Origin of the sequence: Nocardia sp. NPDC050793 (genome assembly GCF_040654065.1) — a bacterium.
In the GTDB taxonomy this organism is placed as follows: domain Bacteria; phylum Actinomycetota; class Actinomycetes; order Mycobacteriales; family Mycobacteriaceae; genus Nocardia.
The window spans coordinates 225455-239741 of sequence record NZ_JBFAHG010000009.1 but is presented as its reverse complement, the minus strand read 5'-3'; the positions used below and the strand labels follow the sequence as shown (position 1 = coordinate 239741).

The 14287-nt window shown below is 69.7% G+C and carries 18 protein-coding genes; 5 read left to right on the top strand and 13 right to left on the bottom strand.

The genetic code is table 11. The features are described 5' to 3' along the window. Positions 1–132 precede the first annotated feature (132 nt). The 4 genes from AB0H50_RS27960 to AB0H50_RS27945 all read right to left on the bottom strand — a co-directional run bounded on the left by AB0H50_RS27960 (position 133) and on the right by AB0H50_RS27945 (position 3917). Complete coding sequence (locus AB0H50_RS27960; RefSeq protein ID WP_357458154.1) at positions 133–600, bottom strand: AMP-binding protein; 468 nt, start codon at positions 598–600, stop codon at positions 133–135. Between the two features lie 507 nt (positions 601–1107). Further along, on the bottom strand, positions 1108–2313 hold the full coding sequence (locus AB0H50_RS27955) for an FAD-dependent monooxygenase (RefSeq protein WP_357458151.1): 1206 nt from the start codon (positions 2311–2313) through the stop codon (positions 1108–1110). A gap of 211 nt (positions 2314–2524) precedes the next feature. Further along, on the bottom strand, positions 2525–3175 hold the full coding sequence (locus tag AB0H50_RS27950; protein WP_357458148.1) for a PadR family transcriptional regulator: 651 nt from the start codon (positions 3173–3175) through the stop codon (positions 2525–2527). Between the two features lie 109 nt (positions 3176–3284). Beyond that, positions 3285–3917, bottom strand: a complete 633-nt coding sequence (locus tag AB0H50_RS27945) for a TetR family transcriptional regulator (protein ID WP_357458145.1) — start codon at positions 3915–3917, stop codon at positions 3285–3287. A gap of 187 nt (positions 3918–4104) precedes the next feature. On the opposite strand from AB0H50_RS27945, the gene AB0H50_RS27940 reads away from it, so the two are divergent. Both AB0H50_RS27940 and AB0H50_RS27935 read left to right on the top strand, forming a co-directional pair. Continuing rightward, the gene (locus AB0H50_RS27940; protein WP_357458143.1) at positions 4105–4305 is read left to right on the top strand and encodes a hypothetical protein; all 201 of its coding nucleotides are present in this window, start codon (positions 4105–4107) and stop codon (positions 4303–4305) included. A gap of 128 nt (positions 4306–4433) precedes the next feature. Next, positions 4434–5375: a sigma-70 family RNA polymerase sigma factor gene (locus tag AB0H50_RS27935; protein ID WP_357458140.1), complete on the top strand. Its 942-nt coding sequence runs from the start codon at positions 4434–4436 to the stop codon at positions 5373–5375. Between the two features lie 36 nt (positions 5376–5411). Here the strand turns inward: AB0H50_RS27935 and AB0H50_RS27930 are convergent, their stop codons facing one another. Continuing rightward, the gene (locus AB0H50_RS27930) at positions 5412–6044 is read right to left on the bottom strand and encodes a TetR/AcrR family transcriptional regulator (RefSeq protein WP_357458137.1); all 633 of its coding nucleotides are present in this window, start codon (positions 6042–6044) and stop codon (positions 5412–5414) included. A 145-nt stretch (positions 6045–6189) separates the two neighbouring features. On the opposite strand from AB0H50_RS27930, the gene AB0H50_RS27925 reads away from it, so the two are divergent. The 3 genes from AB0H50_RS27925 (at position 6190) to AB0H50_RS27915 (ending at position 7975) form a co-directional block, all read left to right on the top strand. Continuing rightward, positions 6190–7065 carry an oxidoreductase gene (locus AB0H50_RS27925; protein WP_357458135.1) on the top strand — a complete coding sequence of 292 codons (876 nt, stop codon included), beginning with the start codon at positions 6190–6192 and terminating at the stop codon, positions 7063–7065. Between the two features lie 74 nt (positions 7066–7139). Further along, positions 7140–7595 (top strand): transcriptional regulator, encoded by a 456-nt coding sequence (locus AB0H50_RS27920; RefSeq protein ID WP_357458132.1) that lies wholly within the window; start codon positions 7140–7142, stop codon positions 7593–7595. Beyond that, the gene (locus AB0H50_RS27915) at positions 7592–7975 is read left to right on the top strand and encodes a DUF3817 domain-containing protein (RefSeq protein WP_357458130.1); all 384 of its coding nucleotides are present in this window, start codon (positions 7592–7594) and stop codon (positions 7973–7975) included. The genes AB0H50_RS27920 and AB0H50_RS27915 overlap by 4 nt, the downstream gene beginning before the upstream one ends. 110 nt (positions 7976–8085) lie before the next feature. On the opposite strand, the gene rdgB is transcribed toward AB0H50_RS27915, so the two are convergent. The 8 genes from rdgB to AB0H50_RS27875 form a co-directional block, all read right to left on the bottom strand. Further along, positions 8086–8694: an RdgB/HAM1 family non-canonical purine NTP pyrophosphatase gene (gene rdgB, locus AB0H50_RS27910; RefSeq protein ID WP_357458127.1), complete on the bottom strand. Its 609-nt coding sequence runs from the start codon at positions 8692–8694 to the stop codon at positions 8086–8088. Beyond that, positions 8694–9467 (bottom strand): ribonuclease PH, encoded by a 774-nt coding sequence (gene rph, locus AB0H50_RS27905; RefSeq protein ID WP_357458124.1) that lies wholly within the window; start codon positions 9465–9467, stop codon positions 8694–8696. The genes rdgB and rph overlap by 1 nt, the downstream gene beginning before the upstream one ends. Positions 9468–9522: 55 nt before the next feature. Then, entirely contained in the window at positions 9523–10287 is a 765-nt protein-coding gene (locus AB0H50_RS27900) for a cyclic nucleotide-degrading phosphodiesterase (protein WP_357458353.1), read from the bottom strand. A 204-nt stretch (positions 10288–10491) separates the two neighbouring features. Next, the gene (locus AB0H50_RS27895; protein WP_357458122.1) at positions 10492–11211 is read right to left on the bottom strand and encodes a rhomboid family intramembrane serine protease; all 720 of its coding nucleotides are present in this window, start codon (positions 11209–11211) and stop codon (positions 10492–10494) included. Between the two features lie 104 nt (positions 11212–11315). After that, positions 11316–12278, bottom strand: a complete 963-nt coding sequence (locus AB0H50_RS27890; protein WP_357458119.1) for a cysteine synthase — start codon at positions 12276–12278, stop codon at positions 11316–11318. 4 nt (positions 12279–12282) lie between these two features. Continuing rightward, entirely contained in the window at positions 12283–12582 is a 300-nt protein-coding gene (locus AB0H50_RS27885) for a MoaD/ThiS family protein (protein WP_357458116.1), read from the bottom strand. A gap of 32 nt (positions 12583–12614) precedes the next feature. Next, on the bottom strand, positions 12615–13037 hold the full coding sequence (locus AB0H50_RS27880; RefSeq protein WP_357458114.1) for a M67 family metallopeptidase: 423 nt from the start codon (positions 13035–13037) through the stop codon (positions 12615–12617). 175 nt (positions 13038–13212) lie between these two features. Continuing rightward, entirely contained in the window at positions 13213–14271 is a 1059-nt protein-coding gene (locus AB0H50_RS27875; RefSeq protein WP_357458111.1) for a P1 family peptidase, read from the bottom strand. Between the last annotated feature and the right edge of the window lie 16 nt (positions 14272–14287).

Sequence of the window (14287 nt, the reverse complement as noted above, 5' to 3'; positions counted from 1 at the left end):
GCCTTCCCGCGGATGAGTCGACCAGCGTGCGCATAGGAGTACTTCCCCTGGAGAGTTTAGCTCCGCACGCTGGTCGACAACTCGAAATACGCATGTCAGGAAGGATTTCCCGACGCGGGATACGGCGCGGCGTCAGGACGCCTGCCGCAGTGAGGCGCGCTCGGCGTCGGTGATCGCGGCGTCCGATCCGGTGAGGTAACGAACGAGCATCGATCGGTCGTCGAGCACCAGCCAGCCGATGGCCTCGGTCAGGTCGCCGCGCAGGGCGGTGGTGGTGACGCCGATCGCGGCCGCCTCGACCTCGCTCGAACCCGGCCCGCTCGACGTGACGAGCACTGGGGTCGCGCCGGACTTGGCGATGGCCCAGCGGGTGACCGCCGCTTCGATGGCAGGTTCCACCGCCAAGGCGACCGTCGCGCCCGGTCCGGCACCATTGTCGAGCAGCACCCGGGCGAGCCGATTCGACCAGGAGTCGAGTTCGCCGTAGGTCAGGTCATAGTCGCCGGTGGACACCGCGATCGCGTTCGGGTCGAAGTGGTCGACCGACGCGAGCGCGCCCGTCCGGGTCGGAACGGAAGGTGCGATGGTTTCGGTCGGCATTGCGATGCTCCTCGGGATGCGGCGTCTTCTTTGTGCCTTCCAATCTCGTCGTCCGAGTCCGTCGCCGACAGGAACCCCAAGGCTGCCTCCCCACCTCCGAGGGTGAACGATTCCCCACCCAAGGGGGAACACGCGAACCGCCGGTCGCGAGCGGATATCGCGACCGGCGGTCAGGGACGGACCGAAGGTCTGGTAGAGGGCCAGGTGGGCCCATGCCTCGGCCGGGCACCTGGATGGCAATGCCGTGGCGGTCAACGGGACGCGAAGGCAGTCCGAAGCCGCGACGGTCTCCAAATCGGCCGCAGGAGTGATGTCCATGTGGTCGACGTCCCTGGCGGACACGTGCCCGAAGGCGTCGACGAGGCCCAACGCGGCCAAGGCTCGCGCCGCGCCGGCAACTTGGATATCGATGGACTGGGTGGTGGGGGAGCGCACAAGGGGTAACTGTATGCACTTAGGGACGACGGCGCCACGCTGGAAGCAAAAGTCGGTAACTCTGCCAGGGACTCAGGCGGGGACCAGTTCCGATTGGACCGGGGCATCCCAGTCGATGCGGTACCGCTGCTCGCCGCCCATGGTCTTCTCGGGGTTCATCACCGTCTTCACCATCAGCGGCATGAGCAGATTCATCATCTTGCGCGCCACCGGACCGGGCGTCTTGCTGTGGTTGATCTTCGCGGCGCGCGCCGCGATGCCCTCCACCCGCTCCCGGCGCAGCCGCTCGTAGGCCGCGAACGCCGCCGCGGGCTCGGGCAGATCCCGCAGGCACCTGGCCAGCTGGACCGCGCTCTCGATGGCCAGCGAGGCACCCTGTCCGGAGCTGTTGGATGGCGAATGCGCCGCGTCGCCGACCAGCACCATGCGTCCGCGGTACCAGTGCGGCACCGGCGGCATGATGTGCAGACCGCCGGTGACCTCCAACTGCTCCGCGGTGGTGCTGCGAGCCAGCGCGCCGCCCGGCGTGTCGTCGGCGTAGGTGTCGCGCAGGATCGACAGCCAGTGCTCGGCGGGGATCGCACGGGCCTCGGTGAGCGTCATGTACTGCTTGTGCGGCAGATTGGCGCCCCAGAAGACCCGCCCGTCGGCGGCTGCCCCGTACAGGTAGTAGGCCCGCTTGCCGAACGCGAAAACCATGGTGTCGGAAGGTATTCCGGCATCGCATTCGACCGTGGCGCCGAAGCCGAGCATGCCGGTGTACTGCGGGCCTGGCGCGTTCGGGTCGATCAGGCCGCGCACGGTCGACCGGATGCCGTCGGCGCCGATCAGCACGTCCGCGGTGGCGGTACTGCCGTCGGCGAACCGCGCGGTGACGCCGTCGGCGTGCTCGTCGACGCCCACCAGGCGCTTGTCGAACTCGACCGGGACACCCGCGGCCACCGCGTGATCGTGCAAGGTCTGGTGCAGCTCGGCGCGGTCCACCATTTGCAGCGGCGGCTCGCCGCGCAGGGCGGGCAGGTGGTGATGGTTGCCGCCCACCGAAAGGATCATCTTCGACACCGGCTGCGCGATGCCGCGCACGGGATCGCCCGCGCCGATGATGTCGAGGGCGGCGACGCCGTTGGGAGCGAGCGCGAGCCCGCTGCCGATCCCGTAGGAAGGGCCAGGGTAGGCCTCGTAGACGCGGGCGTCGATGCCCGCCTTCAGCAGGGCGGTGGCCGCGACGGGCCCGGCGATCCCGCCGCCGATGACGAGCGCGGAACGGATTCTGGACATGGGGTATCTCCGTACGTGAGTTGACTTGGTTTCCCCGAACCGATCCGCGTACCGCACACCCAGCTATCCTGTGGTTGCCAGCCTCGTGGCCGGGTGCGCTCGTGCGGGCACGGTTCGAGACGGTTTCATCGGGCTCGGCGGCGGTGTTGCCGCACTTCCGTCGGGCCCGGTCTCTAGCGCGTCCCTCCCGGCTACGGCCGGGCGACGGTGGCTACTTCGGTTCCTGCATCCCCCTCTCCACCATCTCGACGACGTCGGACGGCGCGATGTCACCGGCATGGAACTGCCGCCACATCGGCAGGTCGGGGAAGGTGCCTTCGACCAGCTCGGCGCGCCAGGAGCGGGCCCACGCGGCCTCGGCCTCGAGCATCGCCAGCCCGTATTCGGTCTCGATCAGGAACAGCCGGGGCAGGGTGCCCGCGAGCTTCTCCAGCTCACCGCGGATGCCGGCGACGATCGCCTCCAGCGCGCCGATTCTGACGCCGAGCAGCTCGATCACCTCGTCCGGCGACAGCGCGCTGATCACCGAGAGTCCGGCGGTGAAGGCGTCGTGCTCCTGCACCGGAGTGGCGATCAATTCCCTTGTCCAGTCGGACATTTCGGCGCGACCCGCGTCGGTGATGCGGTAGATGACCCGCTCCGGGCGCGCGCCGTCGCGTTCGCTGCCGACGGCTTCCAGGAAACCGGCTTTGACCATGTTCTGGACCACCGTGTAGAGCGAACCCCACTTGATGTCCATGTCCTGGTCTTTGCCGCGCTCGCGCAGCTTCGAGGCGATCTCGTAGCGGTGCATCGGCCGTTCGATGATCACCGAGAGAATCGCGAGCGCCAACAGGTTGTTCACCTTGCGCTTCGTGGCCATGACACCTCCTTACTCGTCTACGAATATACGCACGCGAGTATTCGGGCGCAAGTATTACTGCGCGCGCGACGCAGACGCTGTCGGACGACAACCTTCCGACAGCCGGGGGTTAGACGCGGACCGCGTACACCCGCAAACCCGGTTCCAGCGCGTCGAAGGCCACCCGGATGTATTCGGTGAGCGCTCCGCCGATCTCGTCGTTCGATTCGCCCGCGAGGGTGCGGCGCACGGTCTCCTCGAACAGCACGCGGTGCACGCCGCCGAGCTGGGCCGCGGCCACCCGAGGCGTGATATCGCCTGGCGCAGTGCCGATTTCGGCGGCGAGCGTGCGCGCCAAGGCCGCCTCCCTTTCCTCGTGGAACTCGCGCAGGCGCGCCGTCAGTGCCGGGCTCTCGGCGATCATCCGGGCGAACTCGAGACCCGAGAAGCCCACCACTGGGTCCCGGTCAGCGGCGGCGGCGAGGTAGGCGCGCCGCAGCGCGGCCAGCGCGGACTCTCCCGGCTCACGCTCGCGCACGATGCGGGCGAGTTGATCGACGAAGACCTCCCCGAGGTCGAGGGCGAGGTCCTCCTTGCGGGGGAAGTAGTTGGTCACCGTCATCTTGGCGACGTCGGCGGCGGCGGCCACCTCGGCGATCGTCACCTTGTCGAATCCACGCTCGAGGAACAGCAGCGTCGCGTGGTGCGAGATGTTCTCGCGCGTCTGCTGCTTCTTGCGCGCACGAAGTCCCTGTTCGGCCATGTCGGCGAGCGTATCCGATCCCGACATAAATTTGTAGTTGACATATTTTTATGTTCGATCTAAGTTTGTCTGCGTCGCCGGAACGGCGGCACGAGTCGACAAGGAGAACCCTCTGCGCATGACCCACGGCCCCCGACCCGCAGCCCCGACCAACTCCAGCGAGACCGACCGACAGGGAGCAGCCACCGTGGCCGACATCGACAACGCGCACCTCGAGACCGCGATCCGCAAGCACCTCGCCGACGCACCGATCAGAACCGGCACTCCGCGCGGCACCGGATCGCGCAACCCCTACCTCGGCGCACCGACGCACCGCGACGGCGGTGTCCCGCGCGCGCAGACCCACCGGGGGAAGCCGCGCCGCCCGCTGCGCATCCCGGGTCGCTGAGCGAAACAGCAATCCCCCGCGGCGGGTTCGCGCGCGACCCGCGCCGCCCGCCGCCCCGGTCCGGTGATCGACGCCCCGAACCGCGTCGCCCACCGGACCGTCTCCCCGATCGATCGGAAGGACCACCCGTGCCCCAGCTCGACACTGCTCCTCTCTCCGAAGATCCGATGCGGGATTACCTGCGCCACATCGGCCGTACCCCGCTGCTCACCCCCGCCGAGGAGGTGGCGCTGGCCGTCCGCATCGAGGCGGGCGCGCTCGCGCAGCGGCGCCTCGCCGAAAGCGTCACGGCCGGAATCGAACTCGCCCCCGCCGAGCGGCGCGAGCTGCGCAGCGCCGCCGCCGACGGCCTGCGCGCCAAGGACTACATGATCCGCGCCAATCTGCGCTTGGTGGTCTTCATCGCGAAGCGCTACCCAATACCCACCGGGATGTCGCTGCTCGACTTGGTGCAGGAGGGCACCTTCGGCCTGATGCGCGCGATCGAGAAGTTCGATCACCGACTCGGCCTCAAGCTGTCCACCTACGCCACCTGGTGGATCCGTCAAGCGGTCGGCCGCGCCATCGCCGACCAGGGCCGGACCATCCGCATCCCGGTGCACGTGGTCGACGTGCTCAACCGGGTGACCCGCACCGGGCGCGGGCTCGCTCAGCAACTGGGCCGCGAAGCCACCGCGGCCGAGGTGGCCGCCGAACTGGAGCTGCCGGTGGCACAGGTCGAGGAGGTGCTGCGCCACGGACGCGAGCCGATCTCACTGCACACTCCCCTCGGCGACGGCGAGACCGAATTCGGCGGCCTGATCCCGGACGACGCCCCCGACCCGGCCGACGTGGTCGCGGCGACCATGATCCGCGGCAGGCTCGACGCGGTGCTCGCCACGCTCACCGACCGGGAACGCGCGGTGATCCTGCTGCGCTTCGGGCTGGACCGGGGCGAAGCGCGCACGCTAGCAGAGGTCGGCACCGCGCTCGGCGTCTCCCGCGAGCGAGTCCGTCAGCTCGAGGCGAAGGCCATGGGCAAGCTGCGCCAGCCCCACCGTGCGCGGCGACTGGCAGGCATGCTGACATGACGCGATGACGCGACGGCCGCCGGGTTCCTTTACTGGTCAATGGGTTTCGATCAGCGCGATGGCCACCGGAACCAGCAGGTCCACCAGCTCGGATACCGGCGGCCGCGGGTCGCAGAGCAACCATTCGTGGGTGAGTCCGTTGATCGCGCCGATCAGCGCGCTCGCCGCGAGACCGGGACCGCCGCGAATCCGGCCGCCGGGCACGACCCGCGGCACCACAGCCGTTTCGAGCACCGTCGCCCAGGCGTGCCTGCGCTCGCGCCGATGCCGCTCCATCCGCTCGCTGACGCCGACCACCTCGATGAAGGCCACCTTGGCGCGGTACGGATCGGCGTCGAGCGAGCCCAGGTAGGCGCTGAGCACGGCCGTCATCGCGGCGTCCGGATCGAGCCGGGGATCGAGCTCGGAGAGGGCGCCGCCCACCGCGGCGACCGCGTCGTCCTGGATGCGGTCGTAGGCCGCGACGAGCACGTCCTCCCTGGTGTCGAACTCCTCGTAGAACTGACGCTTGGACAGTCCGGCGGCCGCGCACACGTCGGCCAGCGAGCACTCCGTGTACCCGCGTTCGGCGAAGAGGCGCGTCGCCGCCTCCAGGAACCGCAGCCGCCGTTCCGCCTTGCGCTCGGCCACGGCGCGCCCGCCGTATTGCCGCCCCACCGTCGTTGTCACGCCTTCACCGTATCGAACGTCATGGCGAGGTAAGGTCACCGAATCGGCGTACGCGCCGGTAGCGAGACTGTCTGGGCCGACAATCGACGCGGCGACCATGGCGCGGTTCCTTCCCTCAAAACTTACTCCAGAGTAAGGTTGCCCCATGGCGTGGAAACCTACCGAAATCCCGGACCAGACCGGGCGCACTTATGTCATCACCGGCGCCAACGGCGGCATCGGCGCGGAGACCACCAAGGTGCTGGCCGCCAAGGGCGCGACGGTCGTCATGGCCTGCCGCAACGCCGCCAAAGCGAAGGAGGTGGCGGCCGCGATCCCCGGTGACGTGCGGGTCGCCGCGCTCGACCTCGCCGACCTGACCTCGGTGCGCGCGTTCGCCGAGCAGTCCGGCGAGATCGACGTGCTCGTCAACAACGCGGGCCTGATGAACATCCCCTTCTCCCGGACCGCGGACGGCTTCGAGACCCAGTTCGGCGTCAACCATCTCGGCCACTTCGCGCTGACCGGCCTGCTGCTCGACCGCGTCCGCGACCGGGTGGTCACGCTCGCCAGCATCGCGCACAAGCAGACCCCGAAGCTGTGGATCGACGATCTCAACTACGAGAACCGCCGTTACCAGCGCAATCTCGCTTACGCGCAGGCCAAGCTGGCGAACCTCATGTTCGCGCGGGAGTTGCAGCGCCGCCTGGCCGAGTCCGGCTCGAAGAAGCGCTCCTACGCCGTGCACCCAGGTGTCTCGGCCACCGACCTGTTCGCCAAGACCGAGACCCCGCTGGACCGGGTCAGCAAGCCGTTCATCCGCCTGATCGGGCACGCCCCGGCGAAGGCCGCGCACTCGACGCTGTTCGCCGCCACCATGCCCGACGCCGATCCCGACATCTACTGGGGTCCGACCCGGCTGTTCGGCACCCAGGGACCGGTGCAGCCCTCCCCCTCCAGCAGGCTCTCGAAGAACCCCGAGTTGCAGCGGCGACTGTGGTCGGAATCGGAGCGGATGACGGGGATCACGTACCGGTTCTGACCGCGCTCGCGGCGGGGAGAGCCGAGACCGACCTGCTCCTACGCACCCTGTAGTAGACAGGTACCGTAGTAGGCGTGTCCGCTTCTTCCCGCCGCTCGGCACACAATCGCCCGGCCCTGATCGCGCTGGTGATCGTCGCCGCCCTGGCCTGCCTGGCGCTGGGCTGGTGGCAGTGGGAGCGATTCGAGTCGTCCAGCGGTACCGGGCAGAATCTCGGGTACGCGCTGCAGTGGCCGTTGTTCGCCGGGTTCGCGGTGTTCGCCTACTTCCGGTTCGTGCGACTGGAGACCGAAACCGAAGAACGGCATACGCCGGGCGCCGCGCCGCAGCGGACCGAAGCCGCGCCGAAGACCGCGCCGCGCGAGATTCCGGCGGGCATCCTGCCCGAGCGCCCCAAGGCCGCCCGCGACGACGATCCGGTGCTCGCCGAATACAACAAGTACCTGGCCGCGCTCAACGCCGACGAGCTCGACGACCGGGTTCGCCGGGCAGGCTTGGACACCCGCAACACCGAGAGGAGCGCCGGTTGAGCGCCAGCGAGAACGAGACCACCGTCGCCACCGAGGCCGCGCCCGCGCCGGCGCCGGCCAAAGCGGCGAACACCGCCAAGATCGCCTCGGCACTGCTGCGCTACCGGGTGCTCGCCTGGACCACCGGCCTGTGGCTGCTGCTGCTCACCGGCGAGATGATCGCCAAGTACGGCTTCGGTGCGAGCACGCCGAGCTGGATCGCGGTCGTCCACGGCTGGGTGTACTTCATCTACCTGATCGCCACCGCCGACCTCGCGGTCAAGGTGCGCTGGCCGATCGGCCGCACCGTCGGCACCCTCATCGCGGGCACCGTCCCGCTGCTGTCGTTCTTCGTCGAGCACACCAACGCCAAGCAGGTCAAGAACGACTTCGGCGTCTGAGGCGCGGCGCGGTTCTCGACGTGGCGTGCGGTCCGGCCTGTGTCGGAGATTCGAGTGCCGCGCGCCCGCCGAGACATCGAATCGATCCGGCGACCGACCACGTGCGTCGGTCAGGCCTCGGCGAGGGCGGTGAGCGCGGGCAGCAGCTGCCGCAGCGCGCGGCCGCGATGCGAGGCGGCGTCCTTCTCGGCGGGCGTGAGCTGGGCGGCCGAGACCTCGCCGCCCTCCGGCACGAACAGCGGGTCGTAACCGAAACCGCCCTCCCCCACCGGTTTCCGGGCGATGACGCCGGGCCATTCGCCGCGCACCACGAGTTCCGCGCCGCCAGGAACCACCAGCGCGCAGGTCGAGACGAAGCGCGCGCCGCGCCGCTCGTCGGGGACATCGGTGAGCTGGCCGAGCAGTAGCGCGTTGTTGGCGCCGTCGTCGCCGTGCCGCCCTGCCCAGCGGGCGGACAGCACGCCGGGCATGCCGTTCAGCGCGTCCACCTCGATACCGGAATCGTCCGCGACACAGGGCAATCCGGTCGCCGCGGCGCCGTCGCGAGCCTTGGCCAGCGCGTTCTCCTCGAAGGTTGCTCCGGTCTCGGGCGCCTCGTCGTAGGGGGGCACGTCGTCCAGACCGACGATCTCCACCCCGGCAACGCCCGCCTCGTCCAGGATGCGGCGCAATTCCTTCAGTTTCTTGGCATTGCGGCTGGCGAGCAGGACCCGGCTCATCACTTCTTCTTCGACGTCTCGACGGGCTCGGGCAGCACACCGGGATACGGCAGCGCCAACGCCTCCTTCTGCACCGTGAACAGCTGCTCGCATCCGGCGAGCGCGGAGTCGAGGAGCTTGTCCAGGGTGGAGCGCGGGAAGGTGGCGCCCTCGCCGGTGCCCTGGATCTCCACAAGGGTTCCGGTGTCGGTGGCGACCACGTTCATGTCGACCTCCGCGCGCGAATCCTCTTCGTAGGGTAGGTCGAGCCGCACCCGGCCGTCGACGACGCCGACGCTCACCGCGGCGATCGCGCAGGAGATGGGCTGCGGGTCAGCCAGCCTGCCGGAGGCGCCGAGCCAGGTCACCGCGTCGGCGAGCGCCACGTACGCGCCGGTGATGGCCGCGGTGCGGGTGCCGCCGTCGGCCTGGAGCACGTCGCAGTCGATGGCGATGGTGTTCTCGCCGATGGCCGCGAGATCGATGCAGGCGCGCAGCGAGCGGCCGATCAGCCTGCTGATCTCCTGGGTGCGCCCGCCGACCTTGCCCTTCACCGACTCCCGGCCGGAGCGGGTGTGCGTGGCCGCGGGCAGCATCGCGTATTCGGCGGTGAGCCAGCCGAGTCCGGAATCGCGCCGCCACGGCGGCACCCCTTCGGTCACGCTGGCCGTGCACATCACCCGGGTCTGACCGAACTCCACCAGCACCGAACCGGCTGGATGCGTGGTGAATCCACGGGTGATCCGTACCTCGCGGAGTTCATCGTCCGCCCTGCCATCGGCTCGTCTCGACACGTGGCCAGCCTAGTGGACGCGCCCGACGCGGTCCGACCGCAACCCCGGCGACCCGTCAGATGTCGAAGCTCTCCCCCGGCGCGACGGCGTGCACCGGGCCTGCGAACTCGGCCTTGGCCTCGGCGATGACGTCCTCGCGCGAGGTCCACGGCGGAATGTGGGTCAGCAGCAGTTCCTTCACGCCCGCGCGGGCCGCGATCTGGCCCGCCTCGGTGCCCGAAAGATGGATGCCGGGCGGACGATTCGCCGGATCGTGGGTCCAGGACGCCTCCGACATCAAGATGTCGGCGCCCTGGGCGAGTTCCTGCACGGCGTCGCACATCGCGGTGTCGCCGGTGTAGACGAAGGTGCGGCCCGCTTTGGTGGTGATGCGCAGGCCGTAGGACTCCGGAGGGTGGTACATCCTCCGCGCCACGACCGTGTGCCCGGGGCCGAACTCGATCTGTTCGCCCTCGGCCCACTGCCGCATGTCGATCACGTCGGACCAGTCGTCGCATTCGCCGCCGATCTCGGCCGAGGCGTTGCCGATGCGCAGCGCGGCATCCGAGGGACCGCGCACGATGGCCCGCCCGACCGGCGGGGTCGGATGGTAGCGCCGCCACACCAGCAGACCGGGCAGGTCGAGGCAGTGGTCCGCGTGCAGGTGGGTCAGGAAGACGTCGACCTCGCCGGGGTCGGCGTAGCGCTGCAGCGCACCGAGCACACCGGGACCGAAATCGATGACGGTCGGATTCATATCCGGGCCGCTCAGCAGGTATCCCGACGCTGGGGAGTCCGGGCCGGACACACTGCCCGAGCACCCGAGGACGGTAAGGCGCATGCCCTCATGCTGCCACGGCGAATTCTCGGTCACGAAATGATCCCCCCAAATCTGCGACGGGCTGCGCTCGCACCGTAGTGCGTCGAGGATCCCCGCTCGATCCTTCCTACGGCGTCGACGTCCATTAGCAGAGCGTACCCAGCCGCCGGGCGGCTCATGCGCCACCCGTGAAATCGTCCCCCCGCCAAGAATTTCCGTGCGGCCTCAGGCGAGCGTCGGCTCGGGCGCACGCCGTTGCCTCGGGGCCAGCAGCCAGGCCGCGACGACACCGCCGATCGCGCCGAAAAGGTGGCCCTGCCAAGAGATTCCGTTCTGGCCGGGCAGTACGCCCCACAGCAGCGAGCCGTACAGCACCAGGACGACGAAACCGAGCACGATATGTCCGATCTGCTTGGCGAACCAGCCGCGCAGGATGAGGAAGGTGAGCCACCCGAAGACCAGCGAGGAGGCGCCGACGTGCACGCTGCCGTCGCCCCCGGTGAGCCAGGTGCCGAGCCCGGCGAGCACCCAGATGATCGCGGTGGCCGCCACCCCGCGCCCGATTCCCGCCGCCAAGACGAGGAAGCCGAGGACGAGTACCGGCAGCGTGTTGCCGATCAGATGGTCCCAGCCACTGTGCAGTAGCGGAGCCCAGAGAATTCCCCACAGCCCGTCCGCCTCGCGCGGTTCGATACCGGCGCGATCGAGTTCGCGGCTGTCGATGGCGTCGAAGCCCTCGACGGCGTAGAGCAGCAGCACGAATCCGGTGATCAGCACCCCCGCGCGCAGCCACAACTGCTTCATCGCCGCGAAATCGCCCGAGCGCGGCACTGGCTTCGATCCGGGCGGTGCGGCGCCCGGTGTGACCGAACGCGGAGTCCGCGACTGCGCCCGCAGGGCCGCGATCCGATCCGGGTCGAACGAGGGCCCGAGTCCGCCGGTCATGGCAACCTCCTGATCGATGCCACAGCTCGTCCTTCGAGCGTACCGATCGCGAGGCGTAGCCCACGCCCGCGAGGCGCCGGGCTACCCACCCGGCGCCGCGGAGCTCACGCCCAGAGCTGGCCTTCCAGCCGCTCCTCCGCCTCTTCGAGCGTTCCGTCGTACGCACCGGTCGACAGATACTTCCAGCCGCCGTCGGCCACTACGAACGCGATGTCGGCCCGCGTTCCCGCCTTGACCGCCTTGCGCGCGACGCCGAGCGCCGCGTGCAGGATGGCTCCGGTCGAGATGCCCGCGAAGATGCCCTCCTCCAGCACCAGTTCGCGGGTGCGCTTGACCGCGTCGAACGGACCGACGGAGAAGCGGGAGGTCAGCACCGACTCGTCGTACAGCTCGGGGATGAAGCCCTCGTCGATGTTGCGCAGGCCGTAGACGAGTTCGCCGTATCGCGGTTCGGCAGCGACGATTTCGATGTTCGGGACCTTCTCGCGCAGGAAGCGCCCTGTGCCCATCAACGTGCCGGTGGTGCCGAGTCCCGCGACGAAGTGCGTGATCTCGGGCAGATCGGCGAGCAGTTCGGGACCGGTTCCCTCATAGTGCGCGAGCGCGTTGGCGGGGTTGCCGTATTGATAGAGCATCACCCAGTCGGGGTTGGCCGCGGCGATCTCCTTGGCCTTGGCCACCGCCTGGTTGGAGCCGCCAGCCGCCGGCGAATCGATGATCTCCGCGCCGAACATGGTGAGCAGCTGACGCCGCTCCACCGAGGTGTTCTCGGGCATCACGCAGACCAGCCGGTAGCCCTTGAGCTTGGCGGCCATGGCCAGCGAGATACCGGTATTGCCGCTGGTCGGCTCCAGGATGGTGCAGCCGGGCCGCAGCAGACCGTCGGCCTCGGCCTGTTCGATCATGCGCAGCGCGGGGCGGTCCTTGATCGACCCGGTGGGGTTGCGGTCCTCCAGCTTGGCCCACAGCCGCACGTGGTCCTCGCCGTCCCACTTCGGGGACAGCGTGCGCAGGCCGACCAGCGGGGTGTCGCCGAGGGTCGCGATCAGCGATTCGTAGCGCGCCACGGAATCAGCGAGTCCCGTCGACGTGCGTCCGCGCGCCACCGGCGACCGCGGGCAGGATGGTGACGCTCGCGCCCGCGGGCACCTCGGCGGCCAGACCGCCCGCGAAGCGCACGTCCTCGTCATCGACGTAGATGTTGACGAAGCGGTTCAGCTTGCCGTCCTTGAGCAGCCGCTCGGCCAGCCCGGGGTGGTTGGCGTCGAGGTTGTCGATCAGCGCGGACAGCGTCTCGCCCTCGGCCTGCACCCGCTTCTCGCCTTTGGTGAGGCCGCGCATGATGGTCGGGATGGACACAGTTACCGACATGGGTTCTCCTCGGTTCTCGTCATGGCTCGGGGTCAGGCGGTCTCGTAGGCGGCGACGATCCGCACCGGCTCCTCGGTGACCTCGCCGTCGAGGATCCGGTAGCTGCGCAGCTCGTGCTGTTCGGGGTCGCGGGTCGAGACCAGCACGTAGTGCGCGTTGGGCTCGGACGCGTAGGAGATGTCCGTGCGGCTCGGGTAGGCCTCGGTGGCGGTGTGCGAGTGGTAGATCACCACCGGCTCCTCGTCGGCCGCGTCCATCTCGCGCCACACCTTCAGCTGTTCGCCGGAATCGAAGCGGTAGAAGGTCGGCGAGCGTTCGGCGTTGACCATCGCGATGAACCGCTCCGGCCGATCGGAGCCCTCCGGCCCCGCGATGACCCCGCAGGCCTCGTCCGGGTGGTCGGCGCGAGCATGCGCCACCATCGCCGCCACGAGGTCGGCTCTGATCACCAACACGAGTCAAACCCTTCCGCATACCTTCGCCGACCTGATCCACAGCCGACAACGAGCCAGCCTATTCGCCTATTCCCCTCGCTCCACTTCCCGGTCCCGGTTTCCCGGTTCGTAGGCACACAGCTACTCGTCACCGGCTGGGCTAGCCGGTGTTGGGGGGTGCGAAAGCTGCGCGGGGTCAGTCCAGGAAGAGGTCGGTGTAGGTGGGGATGGCGGCGACGGGGGTCGCGGCGAGGACGGCGTCGACGATGGCGCGTTCGACGCAGAGGGCCGCCGCGGTGCAGAGGGCGTCGAGGAGCAGCAGGTCGTCCGGGAAGGCGGGCGGGAGCGGGACGACCGTGGGATGGGCGGCGCCGGTGGCCAAGGCGAACAAGGTGTCGCCGTCGAGCGGCGAGTGCGCGGGGCGGACCGCGCGGGCCAGGCCGTCGTGCGCGGTAGCCGCCATCCGGCGGCAGCCGGACGGATCGAGCGGCGCGTCGGTGGCGACTACGCCGATCGTGGTGTTGAGGACGGTGCCTTTGACGGGCAGCGCGTTGGCGCGGGCCAAGCGCTCCGGATCGGCCGCTCGCAGCCCGAACCGGCCGGGCCCGTCGGTGCCCGCTCCCCACGGCAGACCGGTGCGCGGATCGAACACCGAACCGACCGGGTTGGCCACCACCAGCGCCGCCACGGTGACCCCGGCGGCCGGGCCTTCGCCGAGCACGAGGCTCGCGCTGCCGACGCCGCCCTTGATCGACCCGGCCCGCGCTCCGACGCCCGCACCGACCGAGCCGCGGTCGAAATCGGCGGCCGCCGCGGCGGCGGCTCGATAGCCGAACTCGGCGGTTGGCCGCACGTCCCAATCGCCGACCGGCAGGTCGAAGATCACCGCGCCCGGCACGATCGGTACCACGCGGTCGGCGTCCTCGGGGTCCATCGGTATGCCTTCGCCGTGCTCCTCCAGCCACCGCATGACACCGTCGGCCGCGGCGAGTCCGTACGCGCTGCCGCCGGTGAGCAGGATCGAATGGACCTGGCGAACGGTGTTGGCCGGGTCGAGCAGATCGGTCTCGCGGGTGCCGGGCCCGCCGCCGCGCACGTCGACCGAGGCGACCGCGCCGCCCGGCGCCCGCACCACGGTGCAGCCGGTGGCGGCGCCCGAACCGAGGGTGGCGTCGGGATCGAGGACGTGATGGTGTCCGACGAGCAGACCGGCGACGTCGGTGAGTGAATCACGTGGACCCGGCACTGCGTTCATGCGCTGACCTCCAGAA